Source organism: Halorubrum lipolyticum DSM 21995 (genome assembly GCF_000337375.1).
Taxonomy (GTDB): domain Archaea; phylum Halobacteriota; class Halobacteria; order Halobacteriales; family Haloferacaceae; genus Halorubrum; species Halorubrum lipolyticum.
The window spans coordinates 52,134-73,113 of sequence record NZ_AOJG01000028.1; the positions used below are offsets into that span (position 1 = coordinate 52,134).

Below are 20,980 nucleotides of genomic sequence, written 5' to 3' on the forward strand. Positions count from 1 at the left end.
TCTTTGGTAGGTCTTGCCGAGTCCCAAGGTGACCGATGAGGAGAGAGGGTGGGGTATGTTTTGGGTCGTATATGGGCTGGTCAGAGTGGAGGGATCGCGTCGCCCAAGCCATCGCTTCGGGCGATGTGACGACAGATACAGCCGATTCAGACGACGGTGGGAGCGGTTCCAGCAGCGCCAGCACCACCGTCGTCTCCGAACTGGCTGGGACGCGAGATTCCCATCACAACGATCCGACTTCCCCTGGGGAATGCTCGCTTCGGGAGATTAAGAAACAGATTATCATCTTCGATCAGAAAATCGACAGGATATCCAACAAACTCGGCGAACACGAGCAAGCGTATCGGCGAGAACTCGCGCAGGGGGCCGAGGCGGATGATGCGACACAGCAGGTGCACGTCGTCAAGGCCGTCGTCCAGCGAAATCGGTATCAGCTCGCCCACCTCCGTCGACTGCAGTTGCTGAAGAATCGAATGCTCTGGGAGACGGCGAAGGCCCAGCGCGAGCTGTCCGAGGACTTCAGCAAACACGGGTTCGAAGCCCCCATCTCGGCGTCGGGGAACATCGAGTTCGACATCGAAGAGTTCCAGCAGAAGATCGACGAGGTCAACGCGGAACTCCGGTACCAACTCGAGGAGATCGAGACTGCGGTACAGTCGAGCGGCCGTGGTGTCGACTCAGTCGTCGATTCCAACACGCCGGAGTACAGGTTGATGAACGAGATCGCCACCGGCGAACGGAATCCCGAGAGTGTCACCATCGACGTGGAGGGGGCGGCCGATGCGGGGACGGCGTCGCAGGATATTCCGGGTGGTACCGGCGGAATGAACGACTTTCAGGAGGAAGTTGGGATGTTTGAATCGCTCGAAAAACTGCACAGTCGCGTCGATCAACAAACCCCAGTCACCGATGACCACTGACGACATGACCACCAGCGGAGGAACCGTCGGAGGACTCGACGACCTGACCCGCGAGATCCTCTATGAAAACACAAAATCGGACCTCGACAGCCACATCGAGACGGCCAACCGGAAAGTCAACGCGTACGAGCCTGCTGCGGCAGCCGAAGCGTTTCGCAAGGCCGCCTCGGCTGCGAGTGAGCTCGCGGAGATGGCGCAGTTGCCGGCGCGTGTTGAGGGGTTCGAATCGGCCGCAGAGGAGTACCGGTCGTATGCGGCCACGTTGGAGGACCGGGGGATGGACGCGATCACCGATTCGGGAGCCGATCCCAACACGCCTGCCGAAACGGCCGATTCCGGACAGGCATCGGAGGCGTCCCCACCGACGGGAGGCGCCCCGGCGTCCGGTGGCCGAGACGGCCGGGAAGCCTCCGAGCGGGGCGGCTCCGCAGGTGAAGACACGGACGGCCTCCGCCAGGACGCGCTATCCGTCTCGCTCGAATCGCCCGACATCGACATGGACGACGTCGGGGGGATGTACGATCTCAAACAGCGGCTCATGGACGACGTCGCCGAGCCCATCCAACGAAAGGACCTCCACCAGTACTACGGCGTCGAAACCGTCGGAGGGGTCGTGCTGCAAGGGCCGCCCGGAACTGGCAAGACCCACGTTACGCGTGCGTTCGCAGGTGAACTCGGGTGGAACTTCATCGAGCTGTCCCCCGCGGAGGTGGTGAGTGCGCTCGTGGGCGAGGGGGCACGGAACATCCGGGAGGTGTTCGAGATCGCGAAGGACAACCAGCCGTGTCTGATCTTCTTCGACGAGATCGACAACATCGCGAAAGACCGCAGCAGTACGACTCAGCGGTCGCAAAACGAGGAGGCAATGCTGACGCAGCTACTGACCGAGATGACGGCGCTCGACGATCACGACGTCGTCGTGTTCGCAGCGACGAACCAGCCGGCAGAGGTCGACGAGGCGGTGTTCAACGCCGAACGGTTCTCGGAAGTCATCGAGGTCCCGCGCCCCGACGCCCAGGCCCGTCCGGACATCCTCCGTGTCCACCTGCGGAAGCGGCGCGTGCCCGTCGAGACGATCGACTTCGACGAGGTCGCCGAGCGCACTGCCGGGTTTTCCGCGGCCGATATGAAGCAGATCGCCCGCGGTGCCGCACAGGCGGCGCTCCGGAAGGCCAAATCGAGCGGTGACCTGGTCCCGATCCGCCACGAGCACGTCCTCGAAGGGATCGAGAAGCGGCGCGAAAGCGTCGCTGACCGTGACGGGAAGGACTACCTCGAACGGCCCAACGGTGGCGGCGGGGGTGGCGTGGGGAACCGCTCCGGGCGAGCCGACGCCGGCACGAGCACGGGCGGGGACGCGGACAGCCTGCTAAACGACGACTTCGACATGGAGGGGATGTAATGGGACTCAACATCAACAAGGAGGCCGTTGAGGTGGCCGGCAAGACGATCGCGATGCTCGTGTTCGGGATCCTCGCCGGGTGGATGGTCGTTCGAGCGTGGGCGGTGGACGACACGCTCCTGCGTGAACTGGTCGGGATCGCGATCGAGGCCGTCGAACCGTTCCCCGCGGGTGCCCCGCTCGAGTTGCTCCTGTGTTTCTTCCTCGGCGCGCTGGGAGCGACATGGCTGTTCTTCACCCTCGACTGGCGCAAGCACGTGTCGGGGATCATCCTCGGCGTGTTCACCGCCGTCATGCTGTGGGCGGTGTGGTACCTGGGATGGGGCCTCGCGAACGTCCCGCTGTCGCCATGGAATGTCCTCGCGGGCGTGGTGGGGTTCATCGTGGGAGCGTACCCTCACAAGCGGGCGCTGTTCGACCAGATCGGGCGTGACGCCTCCGAGGACGGCTTCGAGTTCCCGCTCGCGATCGTGTTGCTTCCGATGGTGCTTGGAGGGATCGTCCTCATCTCGTTCGGACAGTCGCTGCTGGCGGGCACCAGCATCATCGCCGCCGACGCATTCGTCACCGTCGGATTCCTCTACAGCATGCTCGGGTTGGTGACGTACAGTCAGACGGTCCGTGTGATGCCCTGGGGGATCAAGCAGACCGGGAAGTCGGTGGGCTGGTACGGGATCTACCGCGCCAATGCCGTCCTCCACGATATCGGACTACGCCCCTCGGAGAAACTGCAGACGTTCGACCGAAACATGCAGAACCTCCCGGCCGGTGCTCACCTCAAAGAGGCGATCCCGTCGACGACGTTCACCGACGACCTGAAGTTCTCCGTCCCGATCGGGAACCTGTTGCCGCTACGGGCGGAACTCGCATTGCCCGACCTGGAGGGGGAGATCGCCCGCGACGTCGCTAAGAAACTCCAAGACTGGGGGATCCCCAAGGAGGTTCTCTCGCGGCTGCTCGTCATCCCGTACCTGCTCGGTGACACGCGGCTCCCGGTCATCGGAGAGTGGGAACTCACTGAGAGCCAGGAGGCGCTGCTTTTGGCGCGGTGGCTGCGCGACTCCGAGATCGTCCCGTTGTTCATCGACGTGTCGCGCTTCTACGACTCGAACGACGACACGGGGCTCGACGCGATGCGAGCGGTCGCTGAGGTCCTCTCCGATGAGGGCGTCCACCTGATCCCGGTCGCCGCGAAGGCCGACACCGCTCTGGATCGGGCGACCATCCGGGAGGAGTGGCTCTTCGGTAACGAAGTCGACGACGAGATCCTCAGAGCAGATGGTGGGGCGGTGATGGGTGGAGAGATCACCAGCGGAAACGAGCAAGACGGCATCAACTCGCTCGGAGAGATGATCACCAGGGATCTCGCCGCCCACAAGATCGGGAGCCAGGTGCTCAACCTGTGTGACGAAGACCAGGTCTTCCCGACCGGGATGAAGATGCGGGAGAACGACAAGGGCGAGATGGTCCCGGTGTGGGACGAGCACGGAAACGAGCAGACGTTCGGGTTCGAGCTGCTCGCCGAGCACGTCACCGAGGTGGTGGAGGACCGTGTCTACCTGTAGACTCTACGACCTCAACCGGGTCGTCAAGGCACCGCAGGGCGAGAGCGCGCCAGCGGATGAAAAAGACCTGATCGACCGACTCAGGCAGGCCGGTCACGCCGACCTGTACGTCGACGTGGCAACGGGGGTGATCGCCGCACGGGTGACCGCACTGCAGACGGTCGGCGCGGGGGCGCGGATCGACGAGAAGTACGTCGTCTTCACCGACGAGGACGCGGCCGATTCGGAGAGTCTCTTCGCGGCGTTCGGAACCGCCGTGAGCGACCTGTTCGATGACGATGACCTCGTCGTGCCGGGAGACGAGGACTGGGAAACCGTAGAGGGCCTTCGAGAGTGCCTCGACATCGATCCCGGCGCACAGGCCGACGCGACGATCCATCCCGCCATCCCCGCTGGCGTGTTGGATCCCGAGACGCTCGAATGGCCTTCGGCTGACAGCGGTGCAGCTGAGGCGAAGAACTCGTCACAAGAACCTACGACCGCCGACACCGGCAGAGGTTCGGCCGAGCATGACGGGACAACTCCGTCTCGACGAGATGACCCCCAAGTCGGGGACGGGAGAAATTCCCGGGTTGGACAGCCCAGATCCGGGGCGTCTCCCGCTGAGGAGCCGAACGGACGGCGTGGTACCCAGTGGACGACGACCGGCGAACGGCGGGGCCGGACGAGTGATGATTCGGCGAATGAACACCCAGCCACCTCAGCCGGAGGTGAGCCGGGTCAGGAAACGACTCCGGTAAAGGATGTCGACTGGTCGGCGCTTGCAACCGCTGACACCGAGTTCGTATCGCACCTGCGAACTGCGCTGCAGGCGCACGGGTCCGGTGTCGATTTCGATCGGCGTCGCGCCCGAGTCAAACACGTGGCCGGCGACGTTCAGAGCACGATACTGCGCGAGCCAGACTGCCTTCGCGTCGCGGTGGCCGACTACCTGACAGCCATGGACGTGGCACGCCAGTGTGCCGATGTCGGATCCCCCCTGCTGGTCGGTGCGAGTACCGATCCGTCAGTGTTCGAAGACCTCCGGCTGACCATCGACTACGCGGGCTTGGAGACGAACGATGCTGTGACGACCCGGACGGAGCGATACCTCGGGTACGCCGAGCGGATCGCCGAGTGCAGCGCAGTCTCGAATGCCGCTGCTCCCGTTACAGACGCCGTCGAGGCGGTCGTCTCGGCCGACACCAACGTCTATCAGACTGCCCGCGACCTCAAGGAGATCAAGGAAGCGACTATCGACAGTCCGCATCGCAGGGGGCTCTACGACGAGGACGCTGCCAGCTCCGCCGCTGCCCGAGCTGTGGACACGTACTGGGACCAGTGGGACTCGTTGGACCGGTCGGAGCGCGACGCCTTCGAGACTCAAGTTGGGACTGCACTCGCCGAGCGGAAGGACGCCGTCGACGAACGCGCACACCACGACGCCAAATCGATGGTCGATGAGGCTATCCAGACGGCTGGGGACCGCGTCGCGTTCGCACAAACGGGGGTCGATGACGTCCGGGGCGAGTTGATCGACCCGCCGTGGGCGGACACCTCGTGGTACAAGCGTCCACGGGTGATCGGCGCGGCGCTTGGCCTCGGTGGCGCCTTCGTCGTCGGACTGCTCGCCTTCGTTGGACTGTCCGTCGCCTCGGCGTTCGGTCCGCTTCCCTGTCGAACCGACGTCACCGTCTTCGGGTGGCGGGTCACGGCTGACCTCTGCCTGCTCACAGTTGGCTGAACACACGGTCAACCAACACCACGCAGCAATGCTCGTCGAACTCTTCCCCCGTTTGCACGTATGCCACTCCAGACACGCTGGTACACGTTCCGGCCCCATCGGCCACCGGAGGTGGTCGGTGTGTACGAACTCGGGCGCGGTGCTCCGACCGAGTCGGGAACCGCGATCCTCTATATCGGACAAGGAAAGATACGCGACCGGCTGCTCGCGCACGCACGGGACGATGAAAAACCCGCGTGGCAGCGTTACCGTGCGGTCCGAGTCTGTGACCGCCGGCGAGCGCGGCAGATCGAGCGCCGGGAGCTCAGACGGTTCCGGGAGCGCCACAGTCGCCTCCCTCTGTATAACCACCAACTCGGGTGAGGTTGCTCCCGATCTCGCACCGTCGTGGAGTGGCGACGCGCGACTGATCTCTCAACTAAACTGTTTCCCCCGCATTGCCGCCGGCAATCGCGGCACCATATGAAAGGGCAAATTGGCAATTACAGGGGATATAAGGCTTGTTTCTGGGTTGTGCGCCACAAGACAGCGAGACGGCATATACAAGAGCGGGCCGTTACTGTGAGTGATGCCTGGCATTGAGATGCTGTTGGCAGGAGTCGGGGTTGGAATGACTGCACCCGTGGCCGGATACGCTGCGGGCGTGTGGCCGTTCAACCGCGGCACGGAACAGGAGCAGACAACCACTGAGGAGGCGACCGAGGACGAGACGGCGGAAGCGACGAGCGAGCGCGACGAGGAACTGAACGTCCGGATCCAGAGCCGGCAGGCCGCTCGGTCACTCGATCAGGCCGAGGCGCAGCTTCAGAGCTTCCGTGAGGCGTACAAGAAGCTCATGCAGCAGGGCGCCGCCACCACCTCCGAGAGCGCTCGGAAGGTGTTCGCCATCAAGGCTCGCGCGGTCAAGTTCAAGGCTCAGGTCCAGAACCTCCAGCGGATGAAGGCGCTCAAGGAACTGTGCGCGTGGACCGTCGCCGGTGCCCAAAGCGAGATCGAGGGCATGATCGAGGAGATGGACCTCGAGTCCAACGCACTGGAGATGATCGACTCCGACCCGCAGGAGATCCAGTCGGAGATCGACCGCCTCCAGGCCAGCATCGAGCGCGACATGGAGGAACTGGACGACGTGTTCGCCGCGGGCAACGGCGTGGACGTCGGGCAGAGCAGCATGCCCACCGTGGAGGAGCAGCAGCTGATGAACGAGATCGCGGACGGCGACATGGACATCGAGGATGTCGACCTGGATGTCGATGAGGACCACTCTGAGGTGTCCCAGGCGGCGCTGGCCGCCACCGAGGCCGCGACCGTCGAAACGCCGGAGCTGGACATCGACCTCGATATGGGGTCCGACGACTTTGCCGCCGGCGCCGTTCAGTCGGACTGACTTCCGACTCGTCCCGGCTGCGGCCCTCCAGCATCTGCGGCCTTTTGATGACTGTGACCTGCCGGTCCCCGCTGCTCATATGGAGGTACTGCTTGTGCAGTGTATTCAGACAATGTGACTATACAGTGTAAGCACGGTGGCGTTCGAGCGACCCAGTTCCCTTGATGCGGAAGAACGCGGCCGCCGTGTAGGGCTTGCTCTGTGTTTCGACCTGCGGCTCGACGGATGCGGGGAGCGCAATCTGGGCGTTTCCGTGTCGATACTCGCAGCGAACTCCTTTGCCTCCTCGACTGTCGCTCGCGCATGCGCTGGTGTCCCGCCGGTGAGTACGTTCACCGCGGTTTCGGTGGCGTCGGTGAACAGGGCGTTCTCGCACGTGTGCATCCCGAGAATCTTCTCGGGAGCCAACTCGCAATCGTGGAATGGATCGTCGTCTGGTTTCTCGGGCATCCAATCACGAGCCGACGGTGGGGCTCACCGATTGTGCCCCGGAAAAGCAGACTCGTCAGTAGTCGCTAGATGTAGACGTAGCAGATTGAATGCTCGTCCCAGAGATACTGATCTTCCTACCGGGCAGGCTCAGAACAATCCGGTGATGAATCCGAGGCCCATAATAATGAGCACGGCCGCAGAGAACGCCGGCAGATACGGGGAGTACCGTTCGACCTTCTCTTCGTAGTGCTGATAGCCGGCGATCAGCAGCATCGTCAGCCCGACGATGCCGATGACGACGGTGATAGCGTAGGCGCTCATCAGTTCGAGACAGTAGTTCGATCCGGCACACAGCGCGATGATCTCGAACTCTTCCTCGTGGGCGAACCCAAGTACGAACGCGAACCATGCGATGCCGAAGAGGCCACGTTCTGCAGCCGGATCAACGTCGTCGTGTGAATGGGAGTGACCGCCCACGAACGGAACCACGCTCTTCACCCGCGCGAGAGATCCATCTGCTCCGTGGTTGTGTGAACGATCGTGGTCGTGCCCGTGCGAGTGGTCGTGACCGTGGTCGTCGTCGTGGTTATGTCCGTGATCCTCATCGTGGGTGCCGTGTGAGTGGCCGTGGACGTATTCGCGGATTCCGAGCGCGATCAGCAACGCGCCAGCGACGAGGCTAACCGGCCCGCCGATGAAGATCGTCGTCGAGAACAGATCGACTGGGACCGGTTCGTTGACCTGTGTGAGATTGAAGTATCCCTTCGCGTAGAAGAACACCGCAACCATCGCGAGACTACTGATGAGATGACCCAGGCCGAGTATGAAACTCGCAGCAAACCCGTAGACCCATTTGTTCGTCTGATCGAGGGCGTACGATGCGGCCACGGGCCAGCCATGGCCCGGCTCGATCCCGTGGACCGCACCGAGGAGAACGGCCCCGACCAGGAGCCCGAGCGCTTCACCGTGTAACATCGTAGGAGAGACTCGGCTAACGAGGTGAATAACGGTTGTTAATACCGAACCGGGGGGTTCGTCATACGGGACGGGGGACTATTGTGGACTGGCAGCGAGGGAGAACATATGCGAACGAGTTTCAACATCCCGGACGAGGTCGTCGCAGAGTTCGATCGCGTCTGGCAGGACGAGGGTCTCGAGAATCGCTCCCGAGCCGTTCGGGAGGCGATGCTCGAATATATCGAAGCCCACTCTCGGCTTGAGGACACGTCCGGCGAGATCGTCGCACTCGTCGGATTCGATTATCGACACCACGACGTTATCCAGGAACTCCACGCCGTCCAACACGACTACCAGGACGTGATTCTCAACACGAGTCACACGCACCAAGGGGAGTGGTGCCTCGAGTCGCTCTTCTGTCGCGGGTCAGCTGAGCGGGTTCGTGACCTCACTTACCGACTCCGGGATTTCGACGGCGTTCGGCGTGTGAAGGTGATGGTCATTCGAGACGAAACGGCGTAGCAGTCGGCACACGCTTCTCACGACCGTATCGCTACGTCCGCTTGCCGAGCAGTACCGCCGACACGCCGCTCGGGATGCGCAACTCTTGGCGCTTCCCGACCCACTCGCCGAGCTTCCGTTTCGGGTACTGTCTCGCCGTCGACGGCGTGAAGACGCCCTCAGATTATCGGTCGTCCATCGGTTGGCTCACAGCTGCTGTGGGTATCGAATTTCAACGTCCGGACGCCTTCGCTCGCAACGTACTCTCGATTATGCGAGAGAGTACAAACAGATATGCGAGTAACGCGCCAACATTATCGCAAGAGGCGCCAAGCATGTCCGAATCGTCGCGAGATGGAGTCCAGTCGTGGACCGAGTCGATGAGTGCCCGCGACCGCATTCGGGCGGTCGCCGAGACGCTTCGCGAACCGCGGTCGGTAAACTGGATCAGCGAGCAGGCCGACGCCGCCTGGAGCACGACCAGCGAGGAACTCCAGGATCTCGTCGACCAGGGCCAGCTGCGTCGCGTCGAGACCGGCGAGACCACGCGCTATCAGCCGGACTACACGCGCTCGCTCTTCGAGGAAATCCGGACGCTCATCGAGGAGAACACCCGCGAGGAGCTTCGCAACGAATTGGCCGCGATCACCGAGGAGATCGAGGAATGGCAGGCGACCTACGACGTCGAGACGTGGGAGGAGCTCGAACAGTCGCTCGCCGACGGCGACCTCGCAAGTGACGAACTCCGCGAGCGCCGCGACGTCATCGCGTTCTGGCGTGAGAACGAGGCGGATCGCCGCCTCATCAAGCACGCACTGGAGCTCTACTCCGACGTCGAAGCCGCCCGCGAACAGCTGACCGACGTGGCCGACCGCGCCACGAGCGAATTTTCTTTCACACAGAATGATCTTTCTCGCCGGGCGCGACCGCTATACACAGCGGACCCTTCTCCAAGACGTTCACGACCGATTGACGAATCAAGCTGGCTGTGTGGATGTACGCTATCACCCGTCTCGACGCCGCCCACGGTACGTCATCGCGGATGTCGAACCGGCAATCTTCCTGAGTGACGCCTCCGACGCGGCGACCGCACGACTGGAGATTCGCTTCTGGTACCCAGCCGGCGTCGACCACGAATACTACCGCATCAACTGGGTCGAGCCGGACCGGAACCTGATGCTCGGCGTTCATCAGGACGCCGAGCATCCGGACCTTGGGCCCTGCCACGTCCAACTCAATCACGAAGAAACGCCGGTTGATCGGTACGAGGCGGCGTTTCTCGATGCGCACCGTTCAGCGAGTGGTTATTCTCGGAATCCGAGTAACCGAAGACCGTTCAGGGAAACGAGTACTGTCGATCCCTCGTGGCCGATCACAGCCAGCGGCAAGGGAATGCCTCGCAGCAGAATCGTTCCGACCATCAGCGCGATCGCGCCAAACGCGATCGCGAGGTTGACTTTCAGCGTCCGACGCGTCCGGCGACCGAGGCCAAGCACGTACGGTATCTTTCCGAGATCGTCGCCCATCAACACGACGTCAGCCGAATCCAGGGCAACGTCGGTCCCAGCACCACCCATCGCGATACCGAGCGTCGCGGTCGCCAGCGCCGGAGCGTCGTTGACGCCGTCGCCGACCATCGCCACGTTCTCGTGCTCGTCGACCAGGTCTTCGATGGTCGCCACTTTCTCCTCCGGCAGCAGTTCCGCCTGTACCTCGTCGATGCCGACTTCGTCGGCGATCCGTTGTGCAACTCGCTCGTTATCACCCGTCAGCATCACGATGTGCTCCACGCCGAGCGAGCGGAGGTCCGTAATCATCTCGGCAGCACCGGGTCGGAGCGTGTCGGTGAACGCGAGCCACCCCAGTACGGAGACACCGTCGCCGTCCTCACGAGCGACGACGACGCTCGTTTTCCCCTCCGCTTCCAGCGACTGGAGCTGATCGAGGCCCGGTTCGAGCCCCTCGATTGCCGCGTCTCCGAGGACCGTCTCGAAGTAGCTCCGGTTCCCGATGTGGATGGTCCCGTCTTCGACATCGGCGCGGACTCCCTTCCCGGCGACTGACTGAAACCGCCGTGCATCGGGAACGTTGAGTGACCGGTCTTCGGCTGCCGTCACCGTCGCACGAGCGAGATGGTGCTCCGATCGGGCCTGTACGGCGGCCACCAGCGCGAGCAGTCCGTCGTCGGTCAGCGATTCGTCTGCCGCCTCACTGACGAGGACATCGGTCAACTGCGTATCGCCCTGGGTGAGCGTGCCCGTCTTGTCGAACGCGACCGCGTCGATAGTCGCTGCCGCCTCGACGTGTTCGCCGCCCTTGAAGAGGACACCCTGCCTGCCGCCGGAGGCGATCGCCGACAGCACCGCCGCGGGCGTCGAGATGATGACCGCACACGGCGAGGCCGCGACCATGAGCGTCATCGCTCGGTAGAACGTACCGGTGAACGCGCTTCCGAGCGCGAGCGGAATCGCGATAGCTGCGATCGTGAGGCCGAACACGCCGAGGACGTACGGCTGTTCGAGGCGGTCGATGAGCCGCTGTGTCGGCGCCTTCTCGCTTTGCGCGTTTTCGACCATATCGATGAGACGGCTGATCGCCGATTCGTGGGCCTGCCGCGTGACCTCGATCTCGAGGCTCCCGCTCTCGTTGATCGTCCCGCCGAACACCTCGTCACCGGACTCTTTCGGCACCGGGACGGACTCGCCGGTGAGCGAGGCCTGATCGACCGTTCCCTCACCCGACGTGACGATGCCATCGAGCGGGACGCGGTCGCCGGGGCGGACGACGAACACGTCGCCGACGTCGACGTCGTCGATGGGAACGGTGATTTCCTCTCCGTTGCGGAGCACCTGCGCTTCGTCCGGCCGCATCTCGATGAGGGACTTGATCGCCCGGCGCGAGCGCCCGATCGCGTAGTGTTGGAGCGTGTTCGACAGCGAGAACAGGAAGAGAAGCATCGCGCCCTCGAACGGCGCACCGATCGAGAGCGCGCCGACCGCGGCGACGATCATCAGGAGATCGATATCGACCGCGCGGTGACGAAGCGTCTCGATCGCACCTTTGAGCCCGTACCAACCGCCGAAGACGTACGCGACGCCGTAGCCGGTCCACGCGAGGAGCGACGGGCCGTCGAGCCATCCCGTCACCAGACCGGTCGTCATCCCGAGCAGCGTCAGCCCGACGAACATCGCTTCCCGTCTGAGTTCCGAACGCGTGCTCACGCCGTCCGTGTCCGTCTCAGAGCGGTCTCGGATCGAGACGTTCCGGTCGCGGACTGCGTCTCGAATCGCTTCCTCGGACGTGACTGCTCCGTCGTAGGTGATCGTGGCACTCCCCGTTCGGAAGGAGACAGCGACGTCGCGGACGCCGGAGACGCCCCGGAGGTGTCGTTCGAGTGCCCGAGCTCCCGCTTCGCCACGGCCACCTCGTCGTTCGATGCGGACAGTACACGTCGAAAGCGGGGGAGGTTCAGTAACGGCCACGTGTTCTACACTAATGGTGTACCGGGATATGACGTTTGAGGTGCGCCAGTCAGTGACCGACGGCTGTGGTGCGGCCAGTCCGTTGGTTACCGCGACTCCGGCGGTCGAGTATCGAACTCGGAGACGACCCCGGAACGCAGGGGAGCAGGGGCCATCGCCTCGGGGTCGGGTCCCGGGGCGTTCGCGCGGGCTCCCGCTCCCCGTCAGCCCGACTGGAACTCGCTCAGGTCGACGACGGGAGCTTCCCCGAGACGCTCGAGGAACTCTCCCGGATCGAGCTCCGCCGGGTGGCCTCACAGCTCCGGTTCGCGGGCTCCCGAACGGTTCACTACTACCGCGTCGACGGCCTCCGACAGGTGTCTCCCGACGGCGCGACCGGGCGAGCCGGAACCGTCAGTTCCGCGGGCGCGTACGGCCCCGAGATCCGGACGGCCGTCAGGGACCACGACCGCGTCTACGTCGTCTGCGACGTGCCCGACACCGGGTCGCAGACGCAGCTGACGCTCTCCGACGGGGACCGCACGACGACCGTGGCGACCTTCGAGCCGCGAACGCCGGTCCTCGCGGTTCGCGCGCCCGACACCGAAACCGCGGACGCGACCGCGCGGGCCGCGGTGGACTTCCTCGGACTGGACGACGCGAGCCGGATCTCGTTTCTCGACGGCGGCTTCCGCGGGCGGTTCGAGGAGGCCTGCGTCGCCGGGTACTCGTCGCTCCGACTGCGGACCGCGGGGGATCGCGGCGCGTCGACGGAGATCGTGATCCGCCCGGCTGAGTCCGGATCCGGCCGGCACGCCGATGTCCGGACCGACGCGGTCGTGAGCGACTTGCTCCGACGGAACGACACGGAACTCGAGGAGGCGACGGGGGTCGCGGCGATCGCCGGCGACGTGCGGCCGCCCTCCTCGGGCGAGCGGTTCCGCCCGCGAGTCGCGATCGGATTCCCGGACGGTCGCGTGCGATTCGAGCAGTTCGTTCCCGAACAGGTGCTGCTCGAGCTCGACGACATCGTGCGCGACTCGCTCTGAACGACCGCGCCTCGGACCGGGCGTCCCACGCCTCGTTGACGGGCGCCGCGAGCCCCTCGATCCGTGACCGCGCGCCGCTATGGCCGACGCAGCGCTCGCCACTTCGCGGCGACGAACCCGGCGAGGATGAACGCGAACCCGGCGACGGTCGCGGTCGTCACGTCCTGCCCGAGCACGAGCCAGCCCGCCAGCGCCGCGAACACGGGAATGACGTACTCGATGAAGCTCATCTCGATGGGGCCGAGGTCCTCCAGCAACGTGAAGTACAGCAGGAAGCCGCCGGCGCCGGCGACCACGGAGAGGTACGCGATGGCCCCGAGCGCGGACGGCGTCCACGTGGCGGCCGCGAACGACTGACCGGGGAGCGCGAGCACGGCGGCGTGGAGGACGACGGCGCCGACGCCCATCATCCACGCCTGCGTGGAGAGGAACGGCATCGACGGCGATCGGCTGTGGGTGACGACCGCGGCGACGGCGAACGCGAGCGCGGACGCGAGCACGAGCGCGACCCCGAGGACGCTGTCCGCGAGGTTCGCGGGGTCGGGGTCGGCGATGACGACGACGCCAACGAACCCGAGCGCGACGCCGAGCGCGGTGGCGGCGGTGAACTCCTCGTCTGTGGAGACGAGCCGCGTGAGCGCGGGGGTCACCACCGGGACGAGTCCCAACAGAACGGCGGCGACGCCGCCCGTGACGTACCGCTGGCCGGCGAAGAGGAACGCGTGATGGGCGCCGATGATGAGGGCGCCGCCGACGAGCACGTAGACGTAGTCGTCCCGAGTCCGGGGGCGGATATCCGCGCCGGAGGCGAGAACGGCGGCGAACAGCAGCGCGGCGGCGACGTCGAAGCGAACGGCCGCGAACGGCACCGCGGGGAGGTCCGCGAGGCCGACGTCCGTCGCCATGAACGCCGTCCCCCAGATCGCACACAGCAGCAGGAAGCGGCCGGCCGTCCGGTAGCGACTCATTCACGAGGAGGTCGCCGCCAACGGCGAAATAGGCGTCGAACCGTCCCCGCTGTCCGCGCGTCCGGACCGTGACGACGGCGCTCTTCTCGGAGACGTTCGGAGGTAGTATTTAAACCCCCGAACAGTTCGCCGGCAGGTATCCGGGGAGTTCGACCGTAGTGATCAGTAGCGGGGTCGAACACGGCAGTTCGGCGCCGACCAACCATGACCCAGTGGACACAGCTCGGACCGCGGGAACGTGAGCTCCTCACCGTCCTCCGACGCGCGGACGGCTCGCTCACGACGCGCGATCTGCTCGATGCGATCCGCGACCGCGGCGACGATGTCGCCTACACGACGGTCAAGCGGACGGTCGACCGCCTCGTCGAGAAGGAACTCGTCGAGCAGGAGTGCGAACCCCACCGCGGCGGGACGCGTCACCGCTACCGGTTCGACGTCGAGGCCGCGCGGCGGCGGCTGATTCCGGAGTTCGTCGCCGAACTCCGGGTCGTTCTCGGCGATCAAGCGGTCGAGCGGCTCGCGGTCCGAACAGCGTGTGACACCGACGAAATCGACGAACGCCAATGACACGACACACTCAGCGGCCGGCGAATGACGGCGAGTCAGACGAACAGCAGAGCGGGGCCGAAGACGGGTTCGATTCGCTACTCCCCGGGCTCCGTCGGCGGGACTTCATGAAGGCCGGAGCCGCAGTCGGCGGCCTCAGCGGGCTCGCCGGCTGTACCAGCCTGCTCAGCGACGAGGGCGACGGAACCGTCTCGGCGGCCCCCAGCCACTCCGTCCCGCCGGGAGAGGTGGACGAGTACTACGCGTTCCTCGGCGGGGGACAGTCGGGTGACGTCCGCGTCGTGGGCCTCCCGTCCATGCGGGAGCTCATCCGTATTCCGGTGTTCCAGCGGGACAGCGGGCGCGGCTACGGGCACGACGACGAGAGCCGAGAGATGTTGGAGGAAGCCGGCGGCTACACGTGGGGGGACACACACCACCCGCGGATCAGCCAGACCGACGGCGACTACGACGGCCGGTTCGCCTACGTCAACGACAAGGCGAACGGCCGGATGGCCCGGATCGACCTGACGTACTTCGAGACCGACGCGATCGTCGACATCCCGAACCAGCAGGGGACGCACGGGTCCTGCGCGCAGCTACCCGACACGGACCTCATCTTCGGCGTCGGCGAGTTCCGCACGCCGATCCCCAACGACGGGACGGGCGACTTGCACGACCCCGACAAGTACGGCGCCGTCCTCGCCGCGATCGACCCCGAGTCGATGAACGTCGAGTGGGAGGTCCTCGTCGACGGCAACATGGACAACGGAGACGGGAGCAAGGAGGGGCGGTACTTCTTCACCACCGGCTACAACAGCGAGGGCGCCGTCACCGAGAAGGGGATGACCCGGTCGGACCGCGACAACGTCAAAGCGTTCGACATCCCGCGGATCGAGGCGGCCGTGGAGGCGGGCGACTACGAGCGGATAAACGAGGTACCGGTCGTGGACGGCCGGAAGGACAGCCCGCTCAACCAGGGCGACGACCCCGTCGTCCGCTACATCCCGACGCCGAAGAGTCCGCACGGGATCAGCGTCACGCCGGACAACGAGTACGCGATCGCCAGCGGGAAGCTCGACCCGACCGCATCGGTCATCCAGATCGACAAGATCGACGAGGTCGACGACCCGGCGGACGCCATCGTCGGCCAGCCGAAGCTCGGGCTCGGCCCGCTTCACACCGCCTACGACGGCCGCGGACACGCGTACACGTCGCTGTTCATCGACTCGCAGGTCGTCAAGTGGGACATCGAAGAGGCGGTCGAGGCCGACGCGGGGTCCGAGAGCCCGGTCATCGAGAAGATCGACGTCCACTACAACCCCGGTCACCTGATCGCCTCGGAGTCCTACACCGAAGACCCGGCCGGCGACTGGCTCATCTCGCTCAACAAGCTGTCGAAAGACCGGTTCCTGCCGGTCGGCCCGCAGCACCCGGAGAACGACCAGCTGATCTACATCGGCGACGACGAGGCCGGCATGGAACACGTGAAGGACTCGCCCGCGCACGCGGAGCCCCACGACGCGTCGATCTGCCACCGCTCGAAGCTCGATCCCGCGAAGACGTACGACCCCGACGACCTCGACCTCGACTACACCGACGAGGGCGAGGAGACGATGGAGCGGGTCGACGACGACCGCGTCGAGATCGAGATGTACTCGACGCGGAACAAGTACGGGTTCCAGGAGATGACCGTCACAGAGGGCGACACGATCGAGATGCAGGTGACGAACATCGAGACCACGAGCGACATGCTCCACTCGGTGGCGATCCCCGACCACGACGTCCACATGCGCGTCGCCCCGCAGGAGACCCGAAAGGTGACGTTCACCGCGGACGAGCCGGGCGTCTACTGGATCTACTGCGCGCACTTCTGTAGCGCGCTGCACCTGGAGATGCGCTCGCGGCTCATCGTCGAGCCGGAGGAGTAAGCCCATGCGATCGTCGCTCGCGTGGTTGACCGAGATCCGCCGCGCGCTCCCGCTGGCGGCCGCGGTGCTGCTCGTCGGCGCGCTGCTGGTCCCGATGTGGCGGATCACGCTCACGGCGCCGCAGTACCCCGGTCAGGAGCTGCTGATCGAGCTGTACGCGTACCCGCGGCTGGGCGGCGACTTCGCCGAGGTACAGGGGCTCAACAAGTACGCCGGGTTCTACTACCCCGACCCGGTGTACGTCGACCCGAACTACGAGATCAGCGAGGCGGCGATAGACGTCCCCGAGTGGCTGCTCGGCCCGGTGGTGTTCGCGGGACTCGCGCTCACCGGCGCGTTCGTCGCGTTCGCGCCGACGGTCCGCAAGCTCAAGACCGGGCTCACCGCCCAGTTCGTCGGGACGATCGCCGTCTTCGTGGGCATGTTCGCGTTCATCCAGTACCGGCTCCACCAGGCCGGCCACTCGCTGGACCCGGACGCGCCGCTCCGCGGCATCGACTCGTTCACGCCGCCCCTCCTCGGCCCCTACGAGGTGGCCAACATCAGCGGCTTCGCGTGGTTCGGGCCGGGCGGCTACATGACCCTCGTCGCGGTCGCGCTGCTCGCCGTCGCGTACCTCGCGCGGGACGTCGACGCGACCGTCGGCGAGCTCCCGGAGCTGGCGCGCGCGCTCCCCGGAGCGGTCCGCGAGCGCACCTCGAACGGCGGCCGCCGCTCGAACCGCGGCGACCAGGCCGCGACCGACGAGTCCGAGCGGGACCGAGACGCCGACCGGAACCCGGAGATCGGTGGTGGCGACCGTGTCGGGTGACCGGTTCGACCCGTCGGGCGGGCGCCTCGAAGTCGGCTTCCTCGCGGCCGCCTGCGTCGTCGCCGTGTTCGCGCTCGCGCTGCCGCTCGCCGCCGGTGCGGGCGGGGCGACCGACAGCCCGGCGACTGCCGCCGCCGGCCCTGCGAACGCGAGCGGAGCCGGACTCCCGACGAATGACTCCGGCGCGCCCGGCCTCGACGTCGAGACCGACGTCGCGGCGACCGGGGTGACCGCGCCCGAGCGCGAGGGGACCGCCGCCGTCGACGGCGAGTCGTTCGCGTCGGCGCAGGCGGCGGTCGACGCCGCCGACCCCGGTGACACGGTCGTGCTCGACGGCCGGTTCGAGGAGCGCGTGAACGCGAGCGTCGACGGCCTCGAGCTCGTCGCGAGCGACGACGGCGCCGTGCTCGACGGCGGCGGCGAGGGGCGCGTGCTCACCGTGACCGGCGAGAACGTCACCGTCTCCGGCGTCTGGGTCCGCGGCTCGGGCAGCGACCTCGACACCGAGGACGCCGGCGTGTTCGTCGCCGGCGCGGGCGCCCGGATCGAGACGGTCCGGATCACCGACACGGCCTACGGGATCTGGGTCGACGGCGTCGACGACGCCGTGATCGAGGACGTGCGCGTCGACGGTCGCGAGGACGTGTACCCGGTGACCGACCGCGGGAACGGGATCCACCTGTTCGAGACGACCGGGACCGTCGTCCGCGACAGCGAGGTCACGAACACCCGGGACGGGATCTACTTCTCGTGGGCGACCGACGTCCTCGCCGAGAACAACACGATCCGACACGCGCGGTACGGCGTCCACTACATGTACTCGGACGACAACCGCCTCGTCGACAACGTCGCCGCCGACAACGGCGTCGGCTACGCGCTCATGGTGAGCGAGGGGCTCACGGTCCGGAACAACACCGCCCTGCGGAGCGACGACACCAGCGGTCACGGCGTCCTCGCGAAGGACATCGAGAAGTCGACGATCGCCGGGAACCACCTCGTGGCGAACCGCGACGGGCTCTACCTCTACAATGCGCAGGACAACCGGGTCCTCGACAACCTGTTGTACCGCAACGCGGTCGGGATTCACAGCGCCGCTAGCAGCGAGAACGAGGTCGTCGCGGGCAACAGCCTCGTCCGCAACGACCGCGCGGTCCAGACGCCGCGGAACACGCTCGTCGAGTGGAACGGCACCGACCGCGGCAACTACTGGTCCGGCGCCCGGGTCGCCGACCGCGACGGCGACGGGGTGAGCGAGATCCGACACCGTCCCGTCGGACTCGTCGAGAACGTCGTCGCCGAGCGGCCGCAGGCGGCGGTGTTCGCGAACAGCCCGGCGTTCGAGGCGGTGCGGCTCGCCGAGAGCTCGTTCCCCGTCATCGAGGCGCCCGGCGTCGTCGACCGCCGTCCGCTCACCGAGCCGAACCACGACTGGCGCGCGTACGAACCGACAGAGGCGGCGGGGACCGATTCGGACCGCGAGACCGACACGGAGGCCACATCATGAGAATCGACGCGAGCGACGTTCGGAAGACGTACGGAGACGTGACCGCCCTCGACGGGCTTTCGCTCTCGATCCCGAGCGGGTCGACGTTCGGGATCCTGGGCACGAACGGGGCCGGGAAATCGACCCTGTTCCGCCTGCTCGTGGGCCACGACCGCCCGGACGCGGGGACGGTCGCCGTCGGCGGGTCCGACGTGACCGAGGACGGGCGGCGGATCCGCGAACGGGTCGGCTACCTCCCCGAACACGTCGGGTTTCCCGACGGGCTCAGCGGCCGGGAGGTGCTCGCCGTCCACTCGGCGATCCGCGGCCTCCCGAGGGACGGACGGACCGCTCGCGCGGTCGAGCGCGTGGGGCTGACCCCGGACGAGGCCGACCGCCGCGTCTCGGGCTACTCGAACGGGATGCAACGCCGGCTCGGCCTGGCGACGGTCCTGCTGCCGGACCCGGACGTCCTGATCCTGGACGAGCCGACCGCGGGGCTCGACCCGCGCGGCGTCGACGAGTTCCACGCCATCGTCGAGGAGATCACCGCCGAGACGGACGCGACGGTGGTCTTCTGCTCGCACGTCCTCCCCGAGGTCGAACGGCTCTGTGACCGTGCGGCGGTGCTCCACGACGGTCGGGTGCGTGCGTCCGGCTCCATCGAGGAGCTCGCGGCCGCCGCCCCGGAGCCGGGTGACGAGACGAGGGGGGATCGCCGCGGTCGGCGCGGGCTCCGAGCGGTCTTCCGAGCGGCGGTCGCCGACGAGCCGGCGGGAGACTCACGGGTCGACGGCGTGGAGGTGACGTCATGACGGAGACGGAGTCCGCCGAGACCCGTTCGGACGCTCTCCACCCGGACGCGGCGGTGTTCAGCGCCGGAGACGAGGACCGGGCCGACGGCGGTGAGACGCCTCCGGCGGCGGCCTCCGAGGCGACCGAAAGCGCGACTCCCGAGGGGTTTCGAGGCACGCTCCGTCACGTCTTCGTCGTCGCCGTGACCGAGTACCGGCTCGCGGTCCGGAGCCACTGGGCGCTCGCGCTCACCGGTCTGTTCGTCGTCTTCGGCGCGACGATGATGACGTTCAGCGGCTCCGCGGTCGGGCCGGAGGGCGCGGAACGCGTGGTGGCGTCGCTGACGAGCCTCGCCGCGTACCTCATTCCGCTCTCGGCGCTCGCGCTCGGGTACGACGCCATCGTCGGCCGCGAGGACGAGGGGTGGCTCGCGATCGTGTTCTCGCTGCCCGTCCGCCGCAGCGAGGTCGTCGCCGGGACGTACCTCGGTCGGTTGACGGTGCTCGCGGGGGCGACGGTACTCGGGTTCGGGTTCAGCGGGGCACTGCTCGTCCGCGAGTTCGGGATCGGCGAGTGGACGTCCTTCCTCGGGTTCCTCGTCGGCGCCGTCGGCGCCGGGGGCGCGTTCCTCGCGATCGCGGTACTGTTGTCGACCGTCGCTCGCGAAAAGACGCACGCGCTCGGGGCGGCGCTGCTCGTGTGGGTCTGGTTCGTCTTAGTCCACGACCTGATCGCGCTCGGCGTCGTCGCCGCGTTCGAACTTCCCGACGCCGTGCTCTCGGCGTTCGTGTTCTCGAATCCGGTGAGCGCGTTCCGCGTACTCGTGTTGAGCGGGCTCGGAACCACGGCCGGTGGGGGATTCACGGCCGTGCTCGCCGGCAGCGACCTCTCGACGGCGTCCCTCGCGGTCGCGCTGGCCGCGTGGTGTCTCGTCCCGATCGCCGTCGCGGCGCGACTCGTCCGCCGTCGCCGGCTCTGACCGGCCCCGCAGTTCGACCTCTCGTCGATCGCCTACCGCACTCTGTCGCAGCCGACCCGTACTCTACCACCCA

General features: G+C 66.4%; 16 protein-coding genes and 3 pseudogenes. 15 read left to right on the forward strand and 4 right to left on the reverse strand.

Annotated elements, in window-relative coordinates; genetic code table 11:
• Positions 1–71: 71 nt before the first annotated feature.
• From C469_RS09640 to C469_RS09660, 5 genes are all read left to right on the forward strand, one after another.
• Positions 72–920 carry a hypothetical protein gene (locus tag C469_RS09640; RefSeq protein WP_008006111.1) on the forward strand — a complete coding sequence of 283 codons (849 nt, stop codon included), beginning with the start codon at positions 72–74 and terminating at the stop codon, positions 918–920.
• Positions 910–2,322, forward strand: a complete 1,413-nt coding sequence (locus C469_RS09645; protein ID WP_008006112.1) for an ATP-binding protein — start codon at positions 910–912, stop codon at positions 2,320–2,322. The genes C469_RS09640 and C469_RS09645 overlap by 11 nt, the downstream gene beginning before the upstream one ends.
• Positions 2,322–3,887, forward strand: a complete 1,566-nt coding sequence (locus C469_RS09650) for a hypothetical protein (RefSeq protein ID WP_008006114.1) — start codon at positions 2,322–2,324, stop codon at positions 3,885–3,887. Before C469_RS09645 ends, C469_RS09650 begins: the two co-directional genes overlap by 1 nt.
• The gene (locus tag C469_RS09655; protein ID WP_008006115.1) at positions 3,874–5,610 is read left to right on the forward strand and encodes a hypothetical protein; all 1,737 of its coding nucleotides are present in this window, start codon (positions 3,874–3,876) and stop codon (positions 5,608–5,610) included. The genes C469_RS09650 and C469_RS09655 overlap by 14 nt, the downstream gene beginning before the upstream one ends.
• A gap of 610 nt (positions 5,611–6,220) precedes the next feature.
• Positions 6,221–6,994: a hypothetical protein gene (locus C469_RS09660; RefSeq protein ID WP_147587276.1), complete on the forward strand. Its 774-nt coding sequence runs from the start codon at positions 6,221–6,223 to the stop codon at positions 6,992–6,994.
• 127 nt (positions 6,995–7,121) lie between these two features.
• Here the strand turns inward: C469_RS09660 and C469_RS17500 are convergent.
• Positions 7,122–7,444, reverse strand: a pseudogene (locus tag C469_RS17500) (hypothetical protein); the annotation flags it as partial.
• 129 nt (positions 7,445–7,573) lie between these two features.
• Positions 7,574–8,401, reverse strand: a complete 828-nt coding sequence (locus C469_RS09665; protein ID WP_049911235.1) for a hypothetical protein — start codon at positions 8,399–8,401, stop codon at positions 7,574–7,576.
• A gap of 108 nt (positions 8,402–8,509) precedes the next feature.
• On the opposite strand from C469_RS09665, the gene C469_RS09670 reads away from it, so the two are divergent.
• The 3 genes and pseudogenes from C469_RS09670 to C469_RS17745 all read left to right on the forward strand — a co-directional run.
• Positions 8,510–8,905, forward strand: a complete 396-nt coding sequence (locus C469_RS09670; RefSeq protein ID WP_008006121.1) for a CopG family ribbon-helix-helix protein — start codon at positions 8,510–8,512, stop codon at positions 8,903–8,905.
• A 314-nt stretch (positions 8,906–9,219) separates the two neighbouring features.
• Positions 9,220–9,768 (forward strand): annotated as a pseudogene (locus C469_RS09675) (DUF7342 family protein); the annotation flags it as partial.
• A gap of 19 nt (positions 9,769–9,787) precedes the next feature.
• Positions 9,788–10,174: pseudogene (locus tag C469_RS17745) on the forward strand (hypothetical protein); the annotation flags it as partial.
• 14 nt (positions 10,175–10,188) lie between these two features.
• On the opposite strand, the gene C469_RS09680 reads toward C469_RS17745, so the two are convergent.
• A complete protein-coding gene (locus C469_RS09680) occupies positions 10,189–12,366 on the reverse strand; it encodes a heavy metal translocating P-type ATPase (protein WP_049911238.1) in 2,178 nt (725 codons plus the stop codon).
• Positions 12,367–12,434: 68 nt separating this feature from the next.
• Between C469_RS09680 and C469_RS09685 the strand changes: the two genes are divergently transcribed.
• On the forward strand, positions 12,435–13,394 hold the full coding sequence (locus C469_RS09685; RefSeq protein WP_147587277.1) for a hypothetical protein: 960 nt from the start codon (positions 12,435–12,437) through the stop codon (positions 13,392–13,394).
• 77 nt (positions 13,395–13,471) lie between these two features.
• Here the strand turns inward: C469_RS09685 and C469_RS09690 are convergent, their stop codons facing one another.
• Positions 13,472–14,362, reverse strand: coding sequence for a DMT family transporter (locus C469_RS09690; protein WP_008006128.1), 891 nt, complete (start codon positions 14,360–14,362; stop codon positions 13,472–13,474).
• 204 nt (positions 14,363–14,566) lie between these two features.
• Here C469_RS09690 and C469_RS09695 point away from each other — a divergent pair, with 204 nt between their 5' ends.
• The 6 genes from C469_RS09695 to C469_RS09720 are packed head-to-tail and all read left to right on the forward strand — an operon-like array spanning position 14,567 to position 20,907.
• Positions 14,567–14,929: a BlaI/MecI/CopY family transcriptional regulator gene (locus tag C469_RS09695; RefSeq protein ID WP_008006130.1), complete on the forward strand. Its 363-nt coding sequence runs from the start codon at positions 14,567–14,569 to the stop codon at positions 14,927–14,929.
• Positions 14,926–16,839 carry a TAT-dependent nitrous-oxide reductase gene (gene nosZ, locus C469_RS09700; protein ID WP_008006132.1) on the forward strand — a complete coding sequence of 638 codons (1,914 nt, stop codon included), beginning with the start codon at positions 14,926–14,928 and terminating at the stop codon, positions 16,837–16,839. Before C469_RS09695 ends, nosZ begins: the two co-directional genes overlap by 4 nt.
• Before the next feature lie 4 nt (positions 16,840–16,843).
• Positions 16,844–17,650 (forward strand): hypothetical protein, encoded by an 807-nt coding sequence (locus C469_RS09705; protein ID WP_008006134.1) that lies wholly within the window; start codon positions 16,844–16,846, stop codon positions 17,648–17,650.
• Positions 17,631–19,154 (forward strand): nitrous oxide reductase family maturation protein NosD, encoded by a 1,524-nt coding sequence (gene nosD / locus C469_RS09710; RefSeq protein WP_008006136.1) that lies wholly within the window; start codon positions 17,631–17,633, stop codon positions 19,152–19,154. The genes C469_RS09705 and nosD overlap by 20 nt, the downstream gene beginning before the upstream one ends.
• The gene (locus C469_RS09715; RefSeq protein WP_008006138.1) at positions 19,151–19,948 is read left to right on the forward strand and encodes an ABC transporter ATP-binding protein; all 798 of its coding nucleotides are present in this window, start codon (positions 19,151–19,153) and stop codon (positions 19,946–19,948) included. The genes nosD and C469_RS09715 overlap by 4 nt, the downstream gene beginning before the upstream one ends.
• Entirely contained in the window at positions 19,945–20,907 is a 963-nt protein-coding gene (locus C469_RS09720) for an ABC transporter permease (RefSeq protein ID WP_008006139.1), read from the forward strand. The genes C469_RS09715 and C469_RS09720 overlap by 4 nt, the downstream gene beginning before the upstream one ends.
• Positions 20,908–20,980 lie beyond the last annotated feature (73 nt).